Source organism: Bacillus sp. FSL L8-0167 (assembly GCF_038630295.1).
GTDB lineage: Bacteria > Bacillota > Bacilli > Bacillales > Bacillaceae > Bacillus > Bacillus safensis.
This window is the reverse complement of sequence record NZ_CP152027.1, coordinates 1,137,163-1,151,914: the sequence shown is the minus strand read 5'-3', so window position 1 is coordinate 1,151,914 and position 14,752 is coordinate 1,137,163. Positions and strand designations below refer to the sequence as shown.

At 39.2% G+C, this 14,752-nt stretch carries 16 protein-coding genes, 1 tRNA gene, 1 pseudogene and 1 riboswitch; of the genes and pseudogenes, 10 read left to right on the top strand and 8 right to left on the bottom strand.

Features of this window, described 5'->3' with window-relative positions:
• Positions 1-274: 274 nt before the first annotated feature.
• A complete protein-coding gene (locus tag MHB66_RS05815; RefSeq protein WP_046310608.1) occupies positions 275-463 on the top strand; it encodes a hypothetical protein in 189 nt (62 codons plus the stop codon).
• Between the two features lie 53 nt (positions 464-516).
• Positions 517-780, top strand: coding sequence for a hypothetical protein (locus MHB66_RS05810; RefSeq protein ID WP_046310606.1), 264 nt, complete (start codon positions 517-519; stop codon positions 778-780).
• 194 nt (positions 781-974) lie between these two features.
• Here the strand turns inward: MHB66_RS05810 and hag are convergent, their stop codons facing one another.
• A complete protein-coding gene (hag, locus tag MHB66_RS05805) occupies positions 975-1,928 on the bottom strand; it encodes a flagellin Hag (protein ID WP_046310604.1) in 954 nt (317 codons plus the stop codon).
• A gap of 451 nt (positions 1,929-2,379) precedes the next feature.
• On the opposite strand from hag, the gene MHB66_RS05800 reads away from it, so the two are divergent.
• From MHB66_RS05800 to MHB66_RS05790, 3 genes are all read left to right on the top strand, one after another.
• Positions 2,380-2,826 (top strand): MarR family transcriptional regulator, encoded by a 447-nt coding sequence (locus MHB66_RS05800; protein WP_046310603.1) that lies wholly within the window; start codon positions 2,380-2,382, stop codon positions 2,824-2,826.
• A 32-nt stretch (positions 2,827-2,858) separates the two neighbouring features.
• On the top strand, positions 2,859-3,803 hold the full coding sequence (locus MHB66_RS05795) for an acetyl-CoA carboxylase carboxyltransferase subunit alpha (protein ID WP_046310602.1): 945 nt from the start codon (positions 2,859-2,861) through the stop codon (positions 3,801-3,803).
• Positions 3,804-4,106: 303 nt separating this feature from the next.
• On the top strand, positions 4,107-4,727 hold the full coding sequence (locus MHB66_RS05790) for a LysE family translocator (protein ID WP_046310600.1): 621 nt from the start codon (positions 4,107-4,109) through the stop codon (positions 4,725-4,727).
• Between the two features lie 51 nt (positions 4,728-4,778).
• On the opposite strand, the pseudogene MHB66_RS05785 reads toward MHB66_RS05790, so the two are convergent.
• Together MHB66_RS05785 and MHB66_RS05780 are read right to left on the bottom strand one after the other, a co-directional pair.
• Positions 4,779-4,947 (bottom strand): annotated as a pseudogene (locus tag MHB66_RS05785) (peptidoglycan-binding domain-containing protein); the annotation flags it as partial.
• 131 nt (positions 4,948-5,078) lie between these two features.
• On the bottom strand, positions 5,079-5,462 hold the full coding sequence (locus MHB66_RS05780) for a RidA family protein (protein WP_034282012.1): 384 nt from the start codon (positions 5,460-5,462) through the stop codon (positions 5,079-5,081).
• 105 nt (positions 5,463-5,567) lie between these two features.
• Between MHB66_RS05780 and MHB66_RS05775 the strand changes: the two genes are divergently transcribed.
• Positions 5,568-5,906 (top strand): helix-turn-helix domain-containing protein, encoded by a 339-nt coding sequence (locus MHB66_RS05775; RefSeq protein WP_025093428.1) that lies wholly within the window; start codon positions 5,568-5,570, stop codon positions 5,904-5,906.
• 253 nt (positions 5,907-6,159) lie between these two features.
• Here MHB66_RS05775 and MHB66_RS05770 read toward each other — a convergent pair whose 3' ends face one another.
• From MHB66_RS05770 to MHB66_RS05755, 4 genes are all read right to left on the bottom strand, one after another.
• Positions 6,160-6,996 (bottom strand): SMI1/KNR4 family protein, encoded by an 837-nt coding sequence (locus tag MHB66_RS05770; RefSeq protein WP_046310598.1) that lies wholly within the window; start codon positions 6,994-6,996, stop codon positions 6,160-6,162.
• A gap of 303 nt (positions 6,997-7,299) precedes the next feature.
• Positions 7,300-7,372: transfer RNA gene (locus MHB66_RS05765), tRNA-Val, on the bottom strand.
• Between the two features lie 132 nt (positions 7,373-7,504).
• Positions 7,505-8,683: a cystathionine beta-lyase gene (gene metC, locus MHB66_RS05760; protein WP_041117167.1), complete on the bottom strand. Its 1,179-nt coding sequence runs from the start codon at positions 8,681-8,683 to the stop codon at positions 7,505-7,507.
• Positions 8,680-9,798: a methionine biosynthesis PLP-dependent protein gene (locus MHB66_RS05755; protein WP_046310595.1), complete on the bottom strand. Its 1,119-nt coding sequence runs from the start codon at positions 9,796-9,798 to the stop codon at positions 8,680-8,682. The genes metC and MHB66_RS05755 overlap by 4 nt, the downstream gene beginning before the upstream one ends.
• A gap of 78 nt (positions 9,799-9,876) precedes the next feature.
• Positions 9,877-9,998: riboswitch (SAM riboswitch) on the bottom strand.
• Positions 9,999-10,219: 221 nt separating this feature from the next.
• Here MHB66_RS05755 and MHB66_RS05750 point away from each other — a divergent pair.
• The 3 genes from MHB66_RS05750 to MHB66_RS05740 are packed head-to-tail and all read left to right on the top strand — an operon-like array spanning position 10,220 to position 11,969.
• Positions 10,220-10,960, top strand: coding sequence for an esterase family protein (locus MHB66_RS05750; RefSeq protein WP_046310594.1), 741 nt, complete (start codon positions 10,220-10,222; stop codon positions 10,958-10,960).
• A gap of 52 nt (positions 10,961-11,012) precedes the next feature.
• Positions 11,013-11,528: a YjcG family protein gene (locus MHB66_RS05745; RefSeq protein ID WP_024426454.1), complete on the top strand. Its 516-nt coding sequence runs from the start codon at positions 11,013-11,015 to the stop codon at positions 11,526-11,528.
• Positions 11,529-11,534: 6 nt separating this feature from the next.
• Positions 11,535-11,969 (top strand): GNAT family N-acetyltransferase, encoded by a 435-nt coding sequence (locus tag MHB66_RS05740; RefSeq protein ID WP_046310592.1) that lies wholly within the window; start codon positions 11,535-11,537, stop codon positions 11,967-11,969.
• 82 nt (positions 11,970-12,051) lie between these two features.
• On the opposite strand, the gene MHB66_RS05735 is transcribed toward MHB66_RS05740, so the two are convergent.
• Positions 12,052-12,309, bottom strand: coding sequence for a hypothetical protein (locus tag MHB66_RS05735; RefSeq protein WP_003210759.1), 258 nt, complete (start codon positions 12,307-12,309; stop codon positions 12,052-12,054).
• Between the two features lie 126 nt (positions 12,310-12,435).
• Between MHB66_RS05735 and MHB66_RS05730 the strand changes: the two genes are divergently transcribed.
• The gene (locus MHB66_RS05730; RefSeq protein ID WP_046310590.1) at positions 12,436-14,748 is read left to right on the top strand and encodes an ATP-dependent helicase; all 2,313 of its coding nucleotides are present in this window, start codon (positions 12,436-12,438) and stop codon (positions 14,746-14,748) included.
• The last annotated feature ends 4 nt before the right edge of the window (positions 14,749-14,752 follow it).

The following is a 14,752-nucleotide window of genomic DNA, read 5'->3' as shown; positions in this document are numbered from 1 at the left end:
AAACGGAGAAGCTGCTCTACACGGTAAATTCACATCTGCTATAAAAGCAATAAAAGGAGCTTATGTCCAATTACCAACAAAATTGAAAGTAATGATAGGCGGTGTAACAGGGTTAGAAACCATTTTAATCACTCTCGAACACTATACAGGCGCTCTTAAAGTGACTGGAAGTGAAAATGCAGCATGGTGGGTTGCAAAAACCATCATGTTGTTCGTTTTTTAAAATGAACTAAAACACACCTAAATGGTGAAACATCAAGGAGGTGCTCGGCTAGTGACACAGGAAAATAAGGCATCCAAAGGTTTGTTAATCACTTTACCCGCCGCTATTATCGCTATTGTGTTGATTTTAGGAAAAATCGATACACCTGTTACAAATATTTCATTTTATGTAGTCGCTTTTGGTGTAATGGGTTTAACTATTTCAAGCTTAATAAAAGACTACAAAAAAAAGAAAGATTGATTACTTGTCAGGGAGCTGCTTTATGTAGCTCTCTGTTTGTGAAAAACAGGATAATGACCAACACAGAGAAATACAAAAGCCACTCTCGAATATCTCAAGAATGGCTCTGTATTAACGTCTTTTTATATGATTCCGACTGGGCTCGAACCAGCGACCTCTACCCTGTCAAGGTGAAATCAACTGAAACTTTCTCCTTTGATGAATCCAAAGTTATCAATGATGGTTTACCAAAAGATATTTCATTAGAAATCAAAAAACATTTAGAATCATTGGCTGGAACTGATGTTGAAAAAGAGTCTGTGTTTATTACTGCTTGAATCTCCCTTGTAATTCAATCGAGATTAAGTCAGTTCGGCATGATTAACATGTCAAATATTTGGGCAGATTTGGTTAGTTGGATAGTAATATTATTTGTCGTATGAAGTGGCTTTTAGAACGATCTATAAAATAAGACATCGAACTGAATAAAGACAAACAAAAAAAGCCCCTTTATATAGGGGCTTTTGGTTTATTAACGTAATAATTGAAGTACGTTTTGTGGCTGTTGATTCGCTTGAGCAAGCATAGCTTGAGAAGCTTGAGAAAGAATGTTGTTCTTCGTGAACTCACTCATTTCTTTTGCCATGTCAACGTCACGGATACGAGATTCAGCAGCCGTTAAGTTTTCGCCAGAAGCACCAAGGTTGTTGATTGTGTGCTCTAGACGGTTTTGAACTGCACCAAGTTTAGAACGTTGTGCAGAAACTTGCTTAATAGCTCCATCAACGATTGCTAACTGATCATCAAATCCACCATCGTCATCAGCTGCGATTGTTTCAAATTTAGAAACATCGATATCTTTAACAGATTTACCTGTCTCGACTGCACCATCTGCGTCAGTAACGCCTAAAGCAGCAGCGCTCATATCTTGAATGTTTACCTTAATTTGTTGTGTAGCATTTGCACCAATTTGGAATACTAAAGCATCACCTTCAGTTGCAGGTGTACCTGTACTTGGATCATCTGGATCTGTCGGCGGAACTTCTGGTGTGCCTGTTCCATTAAACGTACCATTTAATAATTTTTTTCCATTAAACTCAGTACGATTAGAAATACCATCGACCTCTTCAACAAGCGCTGTAATCTCATCTTTAATTGCAGCTAAGTCTTCACCTTGCTGTGTACCAGTATTTCCAGCTTGAACGACTAGTTCACGAACACGTTGAAGGATTGAGTGAGTTTCAGTCAATGCACCTTCAGCTGTTTGGATAAGAGAGATACCGTCTTGTGCGTTTTTAGATGCCATTTCTAATCCGCGGATTTGTCCACGCATTTTTTCAGAGATTGCTAGACCTGCAGCGTCATCTCCTGCACGGTTGATTTTAAGACCAGAAGAAAGTTTCTCCATGTTCTTTTGGCTCGCACCGTTGTTTGCAGACAAACGGTTCAATGTGTTAAGTGCTGCGATATTGTGGTTAATTCTCATTTCCTATTACCTCCGTGTAATTTTTTTCGAGAGCTAATCTGTAAAGTCCATTTGAATGAGAAGCTCTTCCTTAGAATTTTCGATTTCTAAGGCATGTGTTTAGTAGTAACGCAGAGCACCTTTTGGCTCTCTAACTTTACTACCGTACGTAACATCAGTTATGGCAATAATCATCATAAAATCTCCTCCTATTCATGCAAAATGATTATTCTTGTCACTTTTACGAGACTAGATACTCGCCATAACAATGAGTATTATGTTACCTACTATAGACTGAACTTCCATATATTTTAGTTTGTGGAAATTGTTAATTTCACAAATTAGACACATTTAACAAGAAGAAATATCTCGTCCATGTTGTCATATTGGCTTACGTTAAGCTTGTGAAAAAATCATATTCATGTATAATACAATTGATGTATGATACATGAATTGTAGGAGGGTGACCTTTTTGAAAAGAGAAGATGCCTTAAAACTAAGAACAGATATTAAGAAAATGATTATAATAACTGGGGTTTTTGAATCTCAAAATTTGCCCAATGGACCATTTGAAAAACCTCTACCAACTTCTCAAATGATGGCGTTAGAGGAACTAGAGGCGGAAAAATTAACTGTTTGGCAACTATCCAATAAACTTAGATTAGAGACTTCAACTGTAAGTAGATTAGTAGATAAGTTAGTAAAAAAGGGGCTTGTTTATCGTGAAGTAAATGAAAAAAATAGAAGAGAACTTTTTCTGCACCTCACAGAAAAAGGACACATTACTGTTAATCGCTTAAGAGAACAATCCCTTACATTTTATCAACGTATCCTCAATAATTTATCAGAATCAGAACAAAAAATAGTTGTGGATGGTTTTGAATTATTTATTGATTCTATTTCTAAGTCTTTTGATTAGAGTGAGGTAAATCATAACCTTTGGAGGATAAAATGAGCTTGGATTTTGAACGTCCTATTATTGAACTAAAAGAGAAATTTGATGAATTAAAGAAAATGATGAAAGAAAATAATGTAGATTTATCGTCAGAAATTCATTTATTAGAAAAACGTTTAAATAAAATGCAAGATGAAATTTATTCTAATCTTACACCTTTTCAACGAGTTCAAATTGCAAGGCTACGTAACCGGCCCACGACATTGGATTATATACCTTTATTGTTTACAAACTTTTTCGAACTTCATGGTGATCGATTATATGGTGATGATAAAGCAATGATAGGTGGTATTGCAAAATTTAAAGGAATGCCCGTTACGGTTATTGGTCATCAAAGAGGTAGAAGTACAAAGGAAAATATAGAAAGAAATTTTGGAATGTCACATCCAGAAGGATATAGAAAAGCGCTAAGACTTATGAAACAAGCTGATAAATTTAATCGCCCTATTATTACATTTATTGATACAATAGGCGCCTATCCAGGGAAAGGGTCTGAAGAACGTGGAATTTCTGAAGCGATAGCTCGAAATCTATTGGAAATGGCTACACTTAAAGTGCCAATTATTTGTATTGTAATTGGAGAGGCATCAAGTGGTGGAGCTCTTGGCATTAGTGTCGGTAACCATATCCATATGTTAGAGTATTCATGGTACTCAGTAATTTCGCCAGAAGGAGCAGCATCTATCCTATGGAAGGACGCTAAGTATGCTCCAGAAGCTGCTGAACATATGAAAATTTCAGCAAAAGATTTAAAACAGTTAGGAATTATTGATGAAATCATTCCTGAAATGAAAGGTGGAGCACAAAATGATATAAAATCACAGGCAAAAAAGATTGAATCTGCAATCGCCTCATCTCTAAAACAATTGATACTATTATCTTCGGAAGAGCTAATACAACAGCGATATGAAAAGTATAGACAAATAGAGAATTATAAATGAAAATATTTAAAGTCCGTATTACATTTCGGAGGATTCTCGCAAAAAGTCTATATATTTTGCAAATAACCTCTTAAACTGGACACACCTTTTGGAGCCTTTGTTTTTTTGGATCAAACATAGTGAATAAGGATTTCAGAAAAACGTCTCCTGAAAAATAAACACCGAAATAAACCCCTGACCTTTATGGCCAAGGGTTTTACTTATTCATTAGTTCGATGTTTTTGCTAATTAAGGCACTCTCATGTTGCAATGAAAATGTTTCTGCGTTAGTATGTATTATCACTTTTGAAAGGATGTGAGGAGATGAATGACTTTGTGACTTTCCTTCTTGTTACCTTATTTGTCGTTGCTTCTCCTGGAGTTGATTTTGCGTTAATTACTAAAAGAACCATCGGAACAGGAAAATCTGATGGGATGAAGATGGCATTAGGTCTTACATCTGGCGCTCTCATTCATACACTTGCCGCAGCATTTGGACTTTCTTTAATTTTAATGAAGTCTGCCTTAGCGTTTGAAATCATTAAGTATTTAGGTGCTATTTACCTTATATATCTAGGCGTGTCTTCTTTCGTCAACAAGAAAAAAAAAGACGATACATCTTTTCATGATGTTGTAGTTCCAAAACAATCTGCTTTTAAACAAGGTTTAATTTCAAATACTTTAAATCCAAAGGTTGCTATATTCTTTTTAACGTTTTTACCTCAATTCGTTACACCACAGTTCAATACTAGCCTTCAATTTGTCATTATGGGCTCTATTTATGCCCTATTATCTATACTGTGGTTTACGACGATTGTATTTCTGCTTGGATACATCAGGAAATTCCTATTATCAACAAAAGTTCAAATGACCATTGACAGAATAACAGGACTAGTTTTAGTAGGTTTTGGTGTAAAACTTTTGTTTACAAATCCAAAACATTAAATTTTGACCACAAGTAGAGTTAAATCATTTAAAACATAAAAACCCCCTATCCTACACAGGACAGGGGGTTTTACTTATTTTCAATGCTTTTTGAAGAGCTGCTTTTGTCTTCGGACCATAGATACCATCAGCTCTAAGCATGCAAGAGCTGGAATCGTTTGACCGCATTTTCTATTTTTGCTCCAAAGTAGCCGTCTATCCCATTTTTTCCGCTACCTTTTGAGGTTAGAAAAATACTGTAAGGCATTACTCTAGCATAGTTTGTTCATTTTAATCATCATAGATTGTTTAGCTCGAATCCTTATTCTATCCCTTGTATTGATATTGAGAATTGGTCAAATGATAACATATTTAATCAGTGTGTGCGATAGCCTTGACTTCAATCAATTGCTCTGGGAAAGCCAGATATGTCACACCAATGAGACTGCCAGCTGGTCTGTGTTGACCTAAGTATTCCTTGAATAGATCTATGACCGTTTCGGAGTGTTCTTGTGGATTTGTTAGAAAAATTTCAACATATGCAATGTTGGATTTCGTAGCTCCCAATTCCACCAATACCCGATCAAGGTTCTCAAATGTTTGCAGAGTCTGAGCTTCAATATTCTCCTTACCAACGAACATACCATTTTTATCGTATGAAAATTGACCTGAAATATAGATTATTCCTTTAACGCTATATCCTTGGGTAATACCGTGATCCCATAGATTGTGATTGTAGGTTTTAATATTAGTCATCGTTTTCTCTCCTTTATTTCAAAGTAAAGTAAGTATAAAATGAATATAGAGAGAAAAAAAGTACGCACTATTTAGATAGTTACTACCAGAAAGGATAGTGTCAATATGAGTATGGCCGATTATAGAAAAACGGGTAATATCCAAGAGACACCTTTTGGATATACTTTATCAGTTATAGGAGGCAAATGGAAAATGCTAATTCTGTATCTCCTTTCGGAAAATCAACCCGTTCGCTTTAATGATATGAAAAGGAGACTTGGAACGATTACCTTTAAAACATTGAGTGCACAACTTAAAGATTTAGAGGCAGATGGGATGATTATACGAAAGGAATATCCACAAGTCCCCCCCAAAGTGGAATACAGTCTTACAAATAAGGCAGAAACACTTTTACCAATTTTAGAACAGTTATGTGATTGGGGAGAGAAAAATCGAAGTAATTAAATTCTTTTTGTATAGATAATTCAAGTATTGACTATGAAGGTTTTGATAAAGCAATGGAGCGTATAGATAACTTCTAATCTAATGAATAGTCCCTATCTATCTTGTCTATACGTTTTGAGGTGTTGTATATCCAGTTAACTGTTTCTATTGAAAAAAGCCGTCCCTTTGGACGGCAAAATGATATTCATTTTATTTCATGCTTCCCCAGATAGATCTTCACCAGTATGGCCTGTCTTTGCATGCTCAAAGCTTATTAAAGGAAACTTGTTTGCATAGCAATTTGTTCTCCTTGATTTACTATAAGTGGATCTTTATTTTTTTCTAAAAATTTAACAATTTGATCCAGAACCTCACTAATTTTTTCGTTAATCGGCATATTTTGATTTAATAAGAAAATGCAGAGAATCGTATCAGCTACTTGATAAAGCGCATCTTCATCTTTTGTTTTTTCAATATGATATTGCATCTTTTTAAAAAACCATTCAATTTCGTTCAAATCAACCATTGGGTAATATTGAATTTTATGCAGATTACCTTCATCAAGGACGTCCAATTCAAATATGGCTTCAAGTTCTTCTTTACTTATATGATCTTCATGAAGTTCATATTCACCCTCTGCTGCTTCCTCATCAACAGTGTACTCAGCTGTATAAAGACCTTCCATAAACTCGTCAAAAGAATCTGCCAACTTAAAGTCTTCTTCCATTTCTACATCAAAAAAGTGAATTGGGGGATTCTCTTTCGTTTTTCTATAATCCATTGCTACCCATGTATGGCCACCCCCGCTAATCAAAACAAGCCCTTCTGGCAGCTCCCACTCTTTTATTAAGTAGGCACTATCCATAATTCCTTCACCTTCTGCAATTCCTAAAAGATGATTAAATTGAATATGATCCTCAGCCCATGAATTAGAGTGAGTGGTTGGAAAAGCATTATGAACTATATAACCGCCATTCTGTTCTAATATGAGCTTTTTATATGTATCTGGCAAAGTGATTCCTAGTTTCTTTTCAGCCTTAGCTACTTCTTCTGCGGTGATCTTTTTTAACGTATAGTAACCTTCATCGTCTATTTCCCAAAAAGATTTCAAAGTTTATTTCCTCCTAGTGTCATTTAATAAAACACCTTTCACGAACTTATATTCTATTAAATTGTTTTTGGTGGTGATTGTATGTTTTATCTTGAGAGAAAGATTTATCGTATGAGTCGCTTTCGTAAGAATCCAACAATTGATGATCTGGTAAAGGCGAGAAGATCGTTAGGCAATCAGTCAAAACCTCCTGCCAACTGAAAAACAATCTGACGGATAAAGTTCGTCGCCAATCAAAAGAAACAGAACAAAAATTCGTTGTCAAAAAAACAAAAAACCCTTGCTACGCAAGGGTTTAAACGATGATTCCGACTGGGCTCGAACCAGCGACCTCTACCCTGTCAAGGTAGCGCTCTCCCAGCTGAGCTACGGAATCGGGTTATGTATCAGTTCTGGGCTTTCTGTTACTGACAGTCTCTATTATATAACCATCATATTAAGCCGTCAATGGTTTTGTTCAAAAAAGGTCAAAAAGCCGGCGGCTGTGCCGGCTTTTTTCTCTCCTTCTTTATGATTGGTTCACAAGGACGGGCTTTAGTTGATCGAGTGCTTGTTTGAAGTCGCGTTTGAGGTCTTCTCCGTTTTCAACTCCGACACTTAAACGAAGCAGCCCATCTGTAATCCCTCTTTTTTCTCTTTCTTCTTTTGGCATAGCCGCATGTGACATTTTGGCTGGATATGACAGAATCGATTCAACGGCGCCGAGGCTGACGGCGAATACAGGTAATGTAACGGCATCCACCAATTCTTTGACAGCCGCTTGGTTTTCTAGTTCAAATGAGAGAACGGCTCCTGCTCCGCTTGCTTGCTTTCGCTGAATATCTGCACCCGGATGGTCATCTAAGCCTGGGTAGTATACTTTTTTCACCGCAGGATGTTCTTTGAGGAATGTAGCGAGTTCATATGCCGTTTGGCTTGCTTTTTCTAATCTGACCTGAAGGGTTTTTAATCCTCTTAGCACGAGCCAGCAATCCTGCACGCCAAGGACTGCACCGAAGGAGTTTTGCAGTGAATAGAGTTCCTCTCCCAGCTTCTTATCTTTCACCACGGCTAAGCCTGACAGCACATCACTGTGGCCGCTTAAAAATTTCGTTGCGCTGTGCAGAACAACGTCAACACCAAGGTCCAGCGGACGCTGAAGCGCAGGTGTTAAAAACGTATTATCTAAGAAAGTCAGACAGCCATGCTCTTTCGCAAGCTGGACGACACCTTCAATATCTGTAATCCCTAGTGTTGGATTTGACGGTGTTTCCATGTAAATGACCTTTGTATTTGATTGAATGCCTCTTTTGACTTCATTCAAATCCGTCATGTCCACGAAGGTATGCTCAATTCCAAATCTTGAAAGAACTTGAGTGATCATTCGGAAAGTCCCGCCGTACACATCTCTTGTGACAAGGACATGATCTCCCTTTGATAATAGAAGAAAAGCGGTTGAAATAGCAGCCATGCCTGATGCAAAGGCAAGCCCTCTCGTTCCTCCTTCCAGCGCTGCAATCGTATCCTCTAATGCTTGACGTGTCGGAGTTCCCGATCTGGAGTAGTCATATTGGCCAAATTCATCGAAGCTGCTTTGATGAAATGTGGATGCATGCTGAATCGGTACACTGACTGCACCTGTTGAACGGTCTGTTTTAAACGCATTATGAACGAGTTGTGTTTCGAGTGTCCAATCGTGTGTGGTCATTTGGCGTGTACCTCCTCTTTTACTTGTGATAGTGCCTGTTTTAGGTCTGATTTCAGATCATCTACATGCTCGATGCCAACAGAGAAACGGAGCAGCTTGTTACATACACCGTTTGCAATGCGAATCTCTTCTGGAATATCCATATGCGTTTGTGTTGCAGGATACGTAATGAAGCTTTCGACTCCGCCAAGGCTTTCAGCAAAACAAATCGTTTTCAGCTGCTTCAAAAATGGATTGACCCAGTCCTCTTTGGCTACTCGGAATGACAGCATGCCTCCCTTTCCTGGATAAAGGACATCTTGAATTTCTGGCTGCTCCTCTAAAAACTGTGCCAGCTCCTTCGCATTTGCCTCGTGCTGGCGCATTCTAAGAGCCAGTGTTTTCATTCCTCTCATTAAAAGCCATGAGTCAAATGGTGATAGAACCGCTCCAATCGCGTTTTGATGCTGGAACATATCTTCAGACAGCTGCTCTCCTTTTGTCACCACAAGCCCTGCAAGAACGTCATTATGTCCGCCTAAATATTTGGTTGCGCTATGAATGACAATGTCCGCTCCAAGCGTAATGGGCTTTTGCAAGACTGGTGTGTAAAAGGTGTTATCGACAATCACCAAAGCGCCATAATCTTTTGCAATCTTCGCTATTTTTTGAATATCAGCTTCCTGCATCAGTGGATTTGTCGGTGTTTCAATAAAGACCGCTTTTGTGTTTGGCGTGATTTTAGAGCGTAAACAGTCTTCATCTGAAAAATCATCATAAAGAAAACGCAGGCCGTACTTTTTCCATTCGTTTTCAAACAAACGGTATGTACCGCCATATAGGTCTGAAGAGACGATGAGTTCATCTCCGCTTTCAAATAGAGCCATGATCGTTTGGATTGCCGCCATTCCCGAACTGAAGGCAAAACCGGCCGTCCCTTCTTCGAGTGAAGCAATTGCATCCTCTACGAGCTGTCTTGTTGGATTTTTCGTTCGAATGTAATCAAATCCTGTAGATTCCCCTATGCCTCTATGTCTGTATGCTGTCGAAAGATAAACGGGAGGACTGACAGTGCCAGTCACCTCTTCGCTACGGTTTCCAATCTGCGCTAATTTCGTTTCCACATGTTCTGTCATTTGACACCATCCTAAGTAAAAATCTGATTTCAAAACAGAAAACCCCTTCTTCATAAGAAGAAGGGGTTTAATCGCTTCCTCTTATCTTCCAAGCAAAAAAGCTGCTTGCTGGATTTAGCACCTTGGTACATCACATGAAGTGATGCATACCGGTTGCTGAGGTTTCAAAGGGCCAGTCCCTCCACCTCTCACGATAAGAATGTGTTGTCTGTCTGTTCTAATTCTTAATACTGTAACCCATTAAATCTCATTTTTCAAGGGGAAATGACATGATTAATTAAAATTTTCTGTATTTTATAACAGAATGGATGTTATACGATTTGATTGCATGTTAGCATATAGGAACAATGCTGTTTTTCATGTTACAATGAATGGAAACGTTTCACTTTATGATGAATTTGGTTAGCTGGAGGAATGGATTATGGTGAAGAAAACAGGAATCATTCAAGAAGAAACCTTACAGTCAAAAGAACTTGGGGCGGACATGACCATTTTGATCTATTTGCCAGTCAATTACTCCCCCCTTTATACATATCATGTCATCATTGCCCAGGATGGTCATGATTATTTCCGCCTAGGCAAAATAGGCAGACAGGCAGAAGAATTGATGCAAAACAAAGAAATGGAACGCACGATTATCATTGGTGTCCCTTATGAAAATGTCACAGAAAGACGAAACACGTATCATCCAGACGGCACAAAGTTTGAAGCGTATAAACGCTTTTTAGCAAATGAACTGGTTCCTTATATTGATCAACACTTTCCAACCTATCAAATTGGATCAGGACGTACGTTTATTGGTGATTCACTTGGTGCGACGATTTCTCTCATGACAGCCATTGATTATCCTTCTTTATTTGGCGGGCTGATTTTGCAGTCCCCTTACGTTGACGAGTCGGTTCTAGAAGCCGTCAAACAGTCGACAGCCCTTTCTCATTATGCCATTATCCATCAAATTGGGCTTGAGGAAACGGCTGTGAAAACAACAGATGGCCAGGTGCTTGATTTTGTTCAGCCGAACGAAGATTTAAAGGCCCTTCTTGAACAATCTGGTGCGGATTATTTATTTGAGACATTCGAAGGGGATCATAAATGGACGTTTTGGCAGCCGCTCATTGCGCCTTCGTTAAAAAGAATGCTCCCATATTCGTTAATCAACTGAATTTTGTTATAATAAACAATAATAAATACTTTCTTATTCAGGAGGGAACATGATGAAATACGGAGTTGTTATATTTCCATCAAAAAAATTGCAAGATATTGCGAACTCTTACCGGAAGCGTTATGATCCGAACTATGCACTCATACCGCCTCATTTAACATTAAGAACACCTTTTGAATTAACGGATCTAGAAGCGGCTGAGGTCGTCTCAACGTTAAGAGATTATGCAAAAAATGCTTCTCCTATTACGTTACGTATTAAAAAATTCAGTTCATTCGCTCCTGTAAACAACGTCATTTATATGAAAGTAGAACCGAACGAGGACATCATGGCGCTCAATGAAAGATTGTACGCAGATCCACTTGCCGGCACACCTGAATATGCCTTTGTTCCGCATGTGACAGTCGCTCAAAAACTATCAGATGATGAGCATTCAGACGTACTTGGCACATTAAAGCTGAGAAAGATTGACCATGAAGAAACAGTGGATCGCTTCCACCTTTTATATCAATTAGAGAACGGATCTTGGACCGTCTATGAAACATTTATTTTAGGAGAAGAGGGTTAAAGACATTTGAAAACAGTCATCGCAACAGAACAAACACAACGAGAAGATGCATATTACGTTCGAAAAGAAGTATTCGTAAAAGAACAAGAAGTTCCAATAGAGATCGAAATAGATGAACTAGAAGACAAAGCCACCCATTTTGTCATTTACAATGATGACAAAAAGCCTCAGGCGGCCGCTAGACTGCGGATCATTGAGGGATCAAAGGCAAAGCTTGAACGAATTTGTGTGTTAAAAGAGGCGCGCTCCTTCGGCCTTGGCCACAAGCTATTAGAGGCGCTAGAAACAGAAGCGGTTGCTAATGGAGCAAAAGAAGCGGTTATGCATGCCCAAATCCAAGCTCTTCCTTTCTACGAAAAGAAAGGCTACAAAGCGGTTTCTGAACCGTTTGAAGAAGCAGGAATCAAACATGTCAAAATGACAAAAACACTGTCTGTTTGACCAAAAGAAAAGCCAGGGCATTCAAGATGCCCTGGCTTTTTCTTTTTCATTATCGTTCGCCAAAGGAAGAAAGCGCAATCATTTATATATACGTATTGATATGAACGCCCTTGCCTTCCTCCATAAACATATCTCGTACAAAGCGTTCCCGCTTTTTTTGCTGTACTTTCGTTTCCGCTTCTGTCACTAAGTCCTCTTTTTTCTCCAGCTCTCTGTAAATCTTGTCATGAAAGGTGCGGGTAACCTTTGTTACTTTCGCGTAGTCTTCCTTATCCTGAGGAGCTGGACGATTGATATACTGAAAATACAGATCCGGCTGAATCGGGGCTATATATCCCATCAAGAACGCCTCCTTTGCTTCTCTCTTACTCTACTATTCCCTAATTATGACTGTTTGAAACACGCCTCATTTGATATGATTAGATGTGTTTCATTTTAAGATTGATTGACTATTGGAGGACTAGCTTTGAAATGCGCACGACGACATGATCGAACGATCTCATTACATACGTATTCGAGAGAACACTATCAATTCCTCCATGACGAGGGAAAAAAAGGACAATTATTCTGCCCATATTGCGGACAACCGGTCTTTTTTAGATTAAATATACATGATGAACCTGCCTTTATTCATAAGCACATGTCTCAGCAAGAGATTTGTGAAAAAGCTGAAGAACAAGCAGATCACAATAAAACGGCAGAACAAGAGGAAAGGGATTCTTATAAAGAACTTGGCGGCTTCCGTTTTCCAACCGGCAAACAGATCATCTCGCAAACGAGCGAATCATATGACTGGCAGGAACCAAGGTCGATTCAATTTAGCGACGCCTTACATTTAGAAGAGAATGAAGAAGTTCATACGATCGACCTCTTCCCGCATATCACCTTTAGCACACCGCAGCTTCAAGCTGTCACACATTTAGATGGTCCGATGCTTGTGCTGGCTGGTGCCGGCAGCGGGAAAACAAGAGTCCTGACGGCTAGAGCGGCTTATCTCATGTCCCATCATCATATTCCTGCTCACCATATTTTACTCGTAACTTTCACCACAAAAGCGAGCAGTGAGATGAAAGAAAGACTGCGCAAGCAATACCAGCTTCATCCTTCACAAGCCAGCCAAGTAGTGACAGGCACCTTCCACAGTCTTTTTTATAAAATGCTGCTTCACGATGACGCAAGCAAATGGAACGGCCAGCATCTGATCAAGTTTGACTGGCAAAAGGAGCAATACATTCGAAAAGCCATAATGAATGAAGGGCTTGATGAAAAAGACTACCCTACTGATCAAGTACTGCAATCGATCGGCTATTGGAAAAATGCCTTTTTACCAGGTGAACTTCCTGATTTGAAGGATGAAAAGGAAAAACACATGTGGACGATCTATCAATCATATGAACAGCAAAAACGAGACAATCAGCAATTTGACTTTGATGATATGGCGATTGCCTGCTTACATATGCTGACAGAACAGCCCGAACTGCTAAAACGGTATCAAGAACGATTCCAGTATATTTTAGTGGATGAATTTCAGGATATTAATCCAGTACAATATCAATTGATTCAGCTTTTAGCCGGAGAATCAGAGCAGTTATTTTGTGTAGGTGATGATGATCAAGCCATTTACGCCTTTAGAGGGAGCAATCCTGCTTTCATTCTTGAATTCAAACAAGACTATCCTTCTGCTCAGATCGTCCATTTACATGCGAATTACCGGTCTCACCATACGATTGTCGCAAGTGCTGATGCGATTATTAAGAAAAATCAGCATCGTTATGAGAAGACGTTAAAAGCCGTGCGCGCGGAGAAAATTCCCCCGACGCTCTTCTATCCATATGACGAAGAAGAGGAAGCGACGATGATTGTCGCAGATATTCAGGAGAAAATTAAAAACGGTGCAAATCCGAATGACTTCTGCGTGCTGTTTCGAACGAACACAGGCGGCCGTGCGATTTATGAACGGCTGCATCAATCGGCCATTCCGTATGAAACGGATGCCGGCGTCAAAGCCTTCTACAGCAGACGAATGGTTCGGGTTCTCCTCGCCTTTCTTTCTTTAAGTCAGAATGCAGATGATGTGGCCGCCATAAAACAGCTGCTGCCGGTTTTCTTTTTAAAGCAGCAAACCCTGAATACACTAAAGGCACTGACCATCACAGAAGATTGCTCAATGGTAGAAGCGCTCGGAAAACTGACAGATATACAGCCGTTTCAGCGGAAAAAGCTGCAATCAATTGTTCCTTTGTTCCGAACGTTACGGACGTTAAAGCCATCGGACGCAGTGACATTTATTGAACAAAAGATGGGACTCGGGGATTACTTAAAAAAACGGGTGAACGATACGAATGTACTTGAAAAAGGAGCGGATGATGTACGTGATGTGAAAACAGCCGCCAAACGCTTTGAAACGATTGAAGCCTTTCTCGCACATGCCGAACATATGAAGTCTGCCGAAAAGGAAAAAACAGATGAACCCGGTGTTCAGCTCATGACGATCCATCGCGCAAAGGGACTTGAGTTCCAGACAGTATACATCACTTGTGTGGTCGACGGGGCACTGCCCCATGATTTCTCACTGGATGAACTCAGAAACGGTGATGAAGAAGCGCTGGAAGAAGAGCGCCGTTTATTATACGTGGCCATGACAAGAGCTGAACAATCTCTTTATCTGTCTGTTCCATCATTTAGACGAGGAAAAACGGCCCATCGTTCTCGCTTTTTATATCCTCTTCTAAAGAAAAACCGTGAATTATTTACGCAAAAACAACAGGCCCCCCTTTAAACGG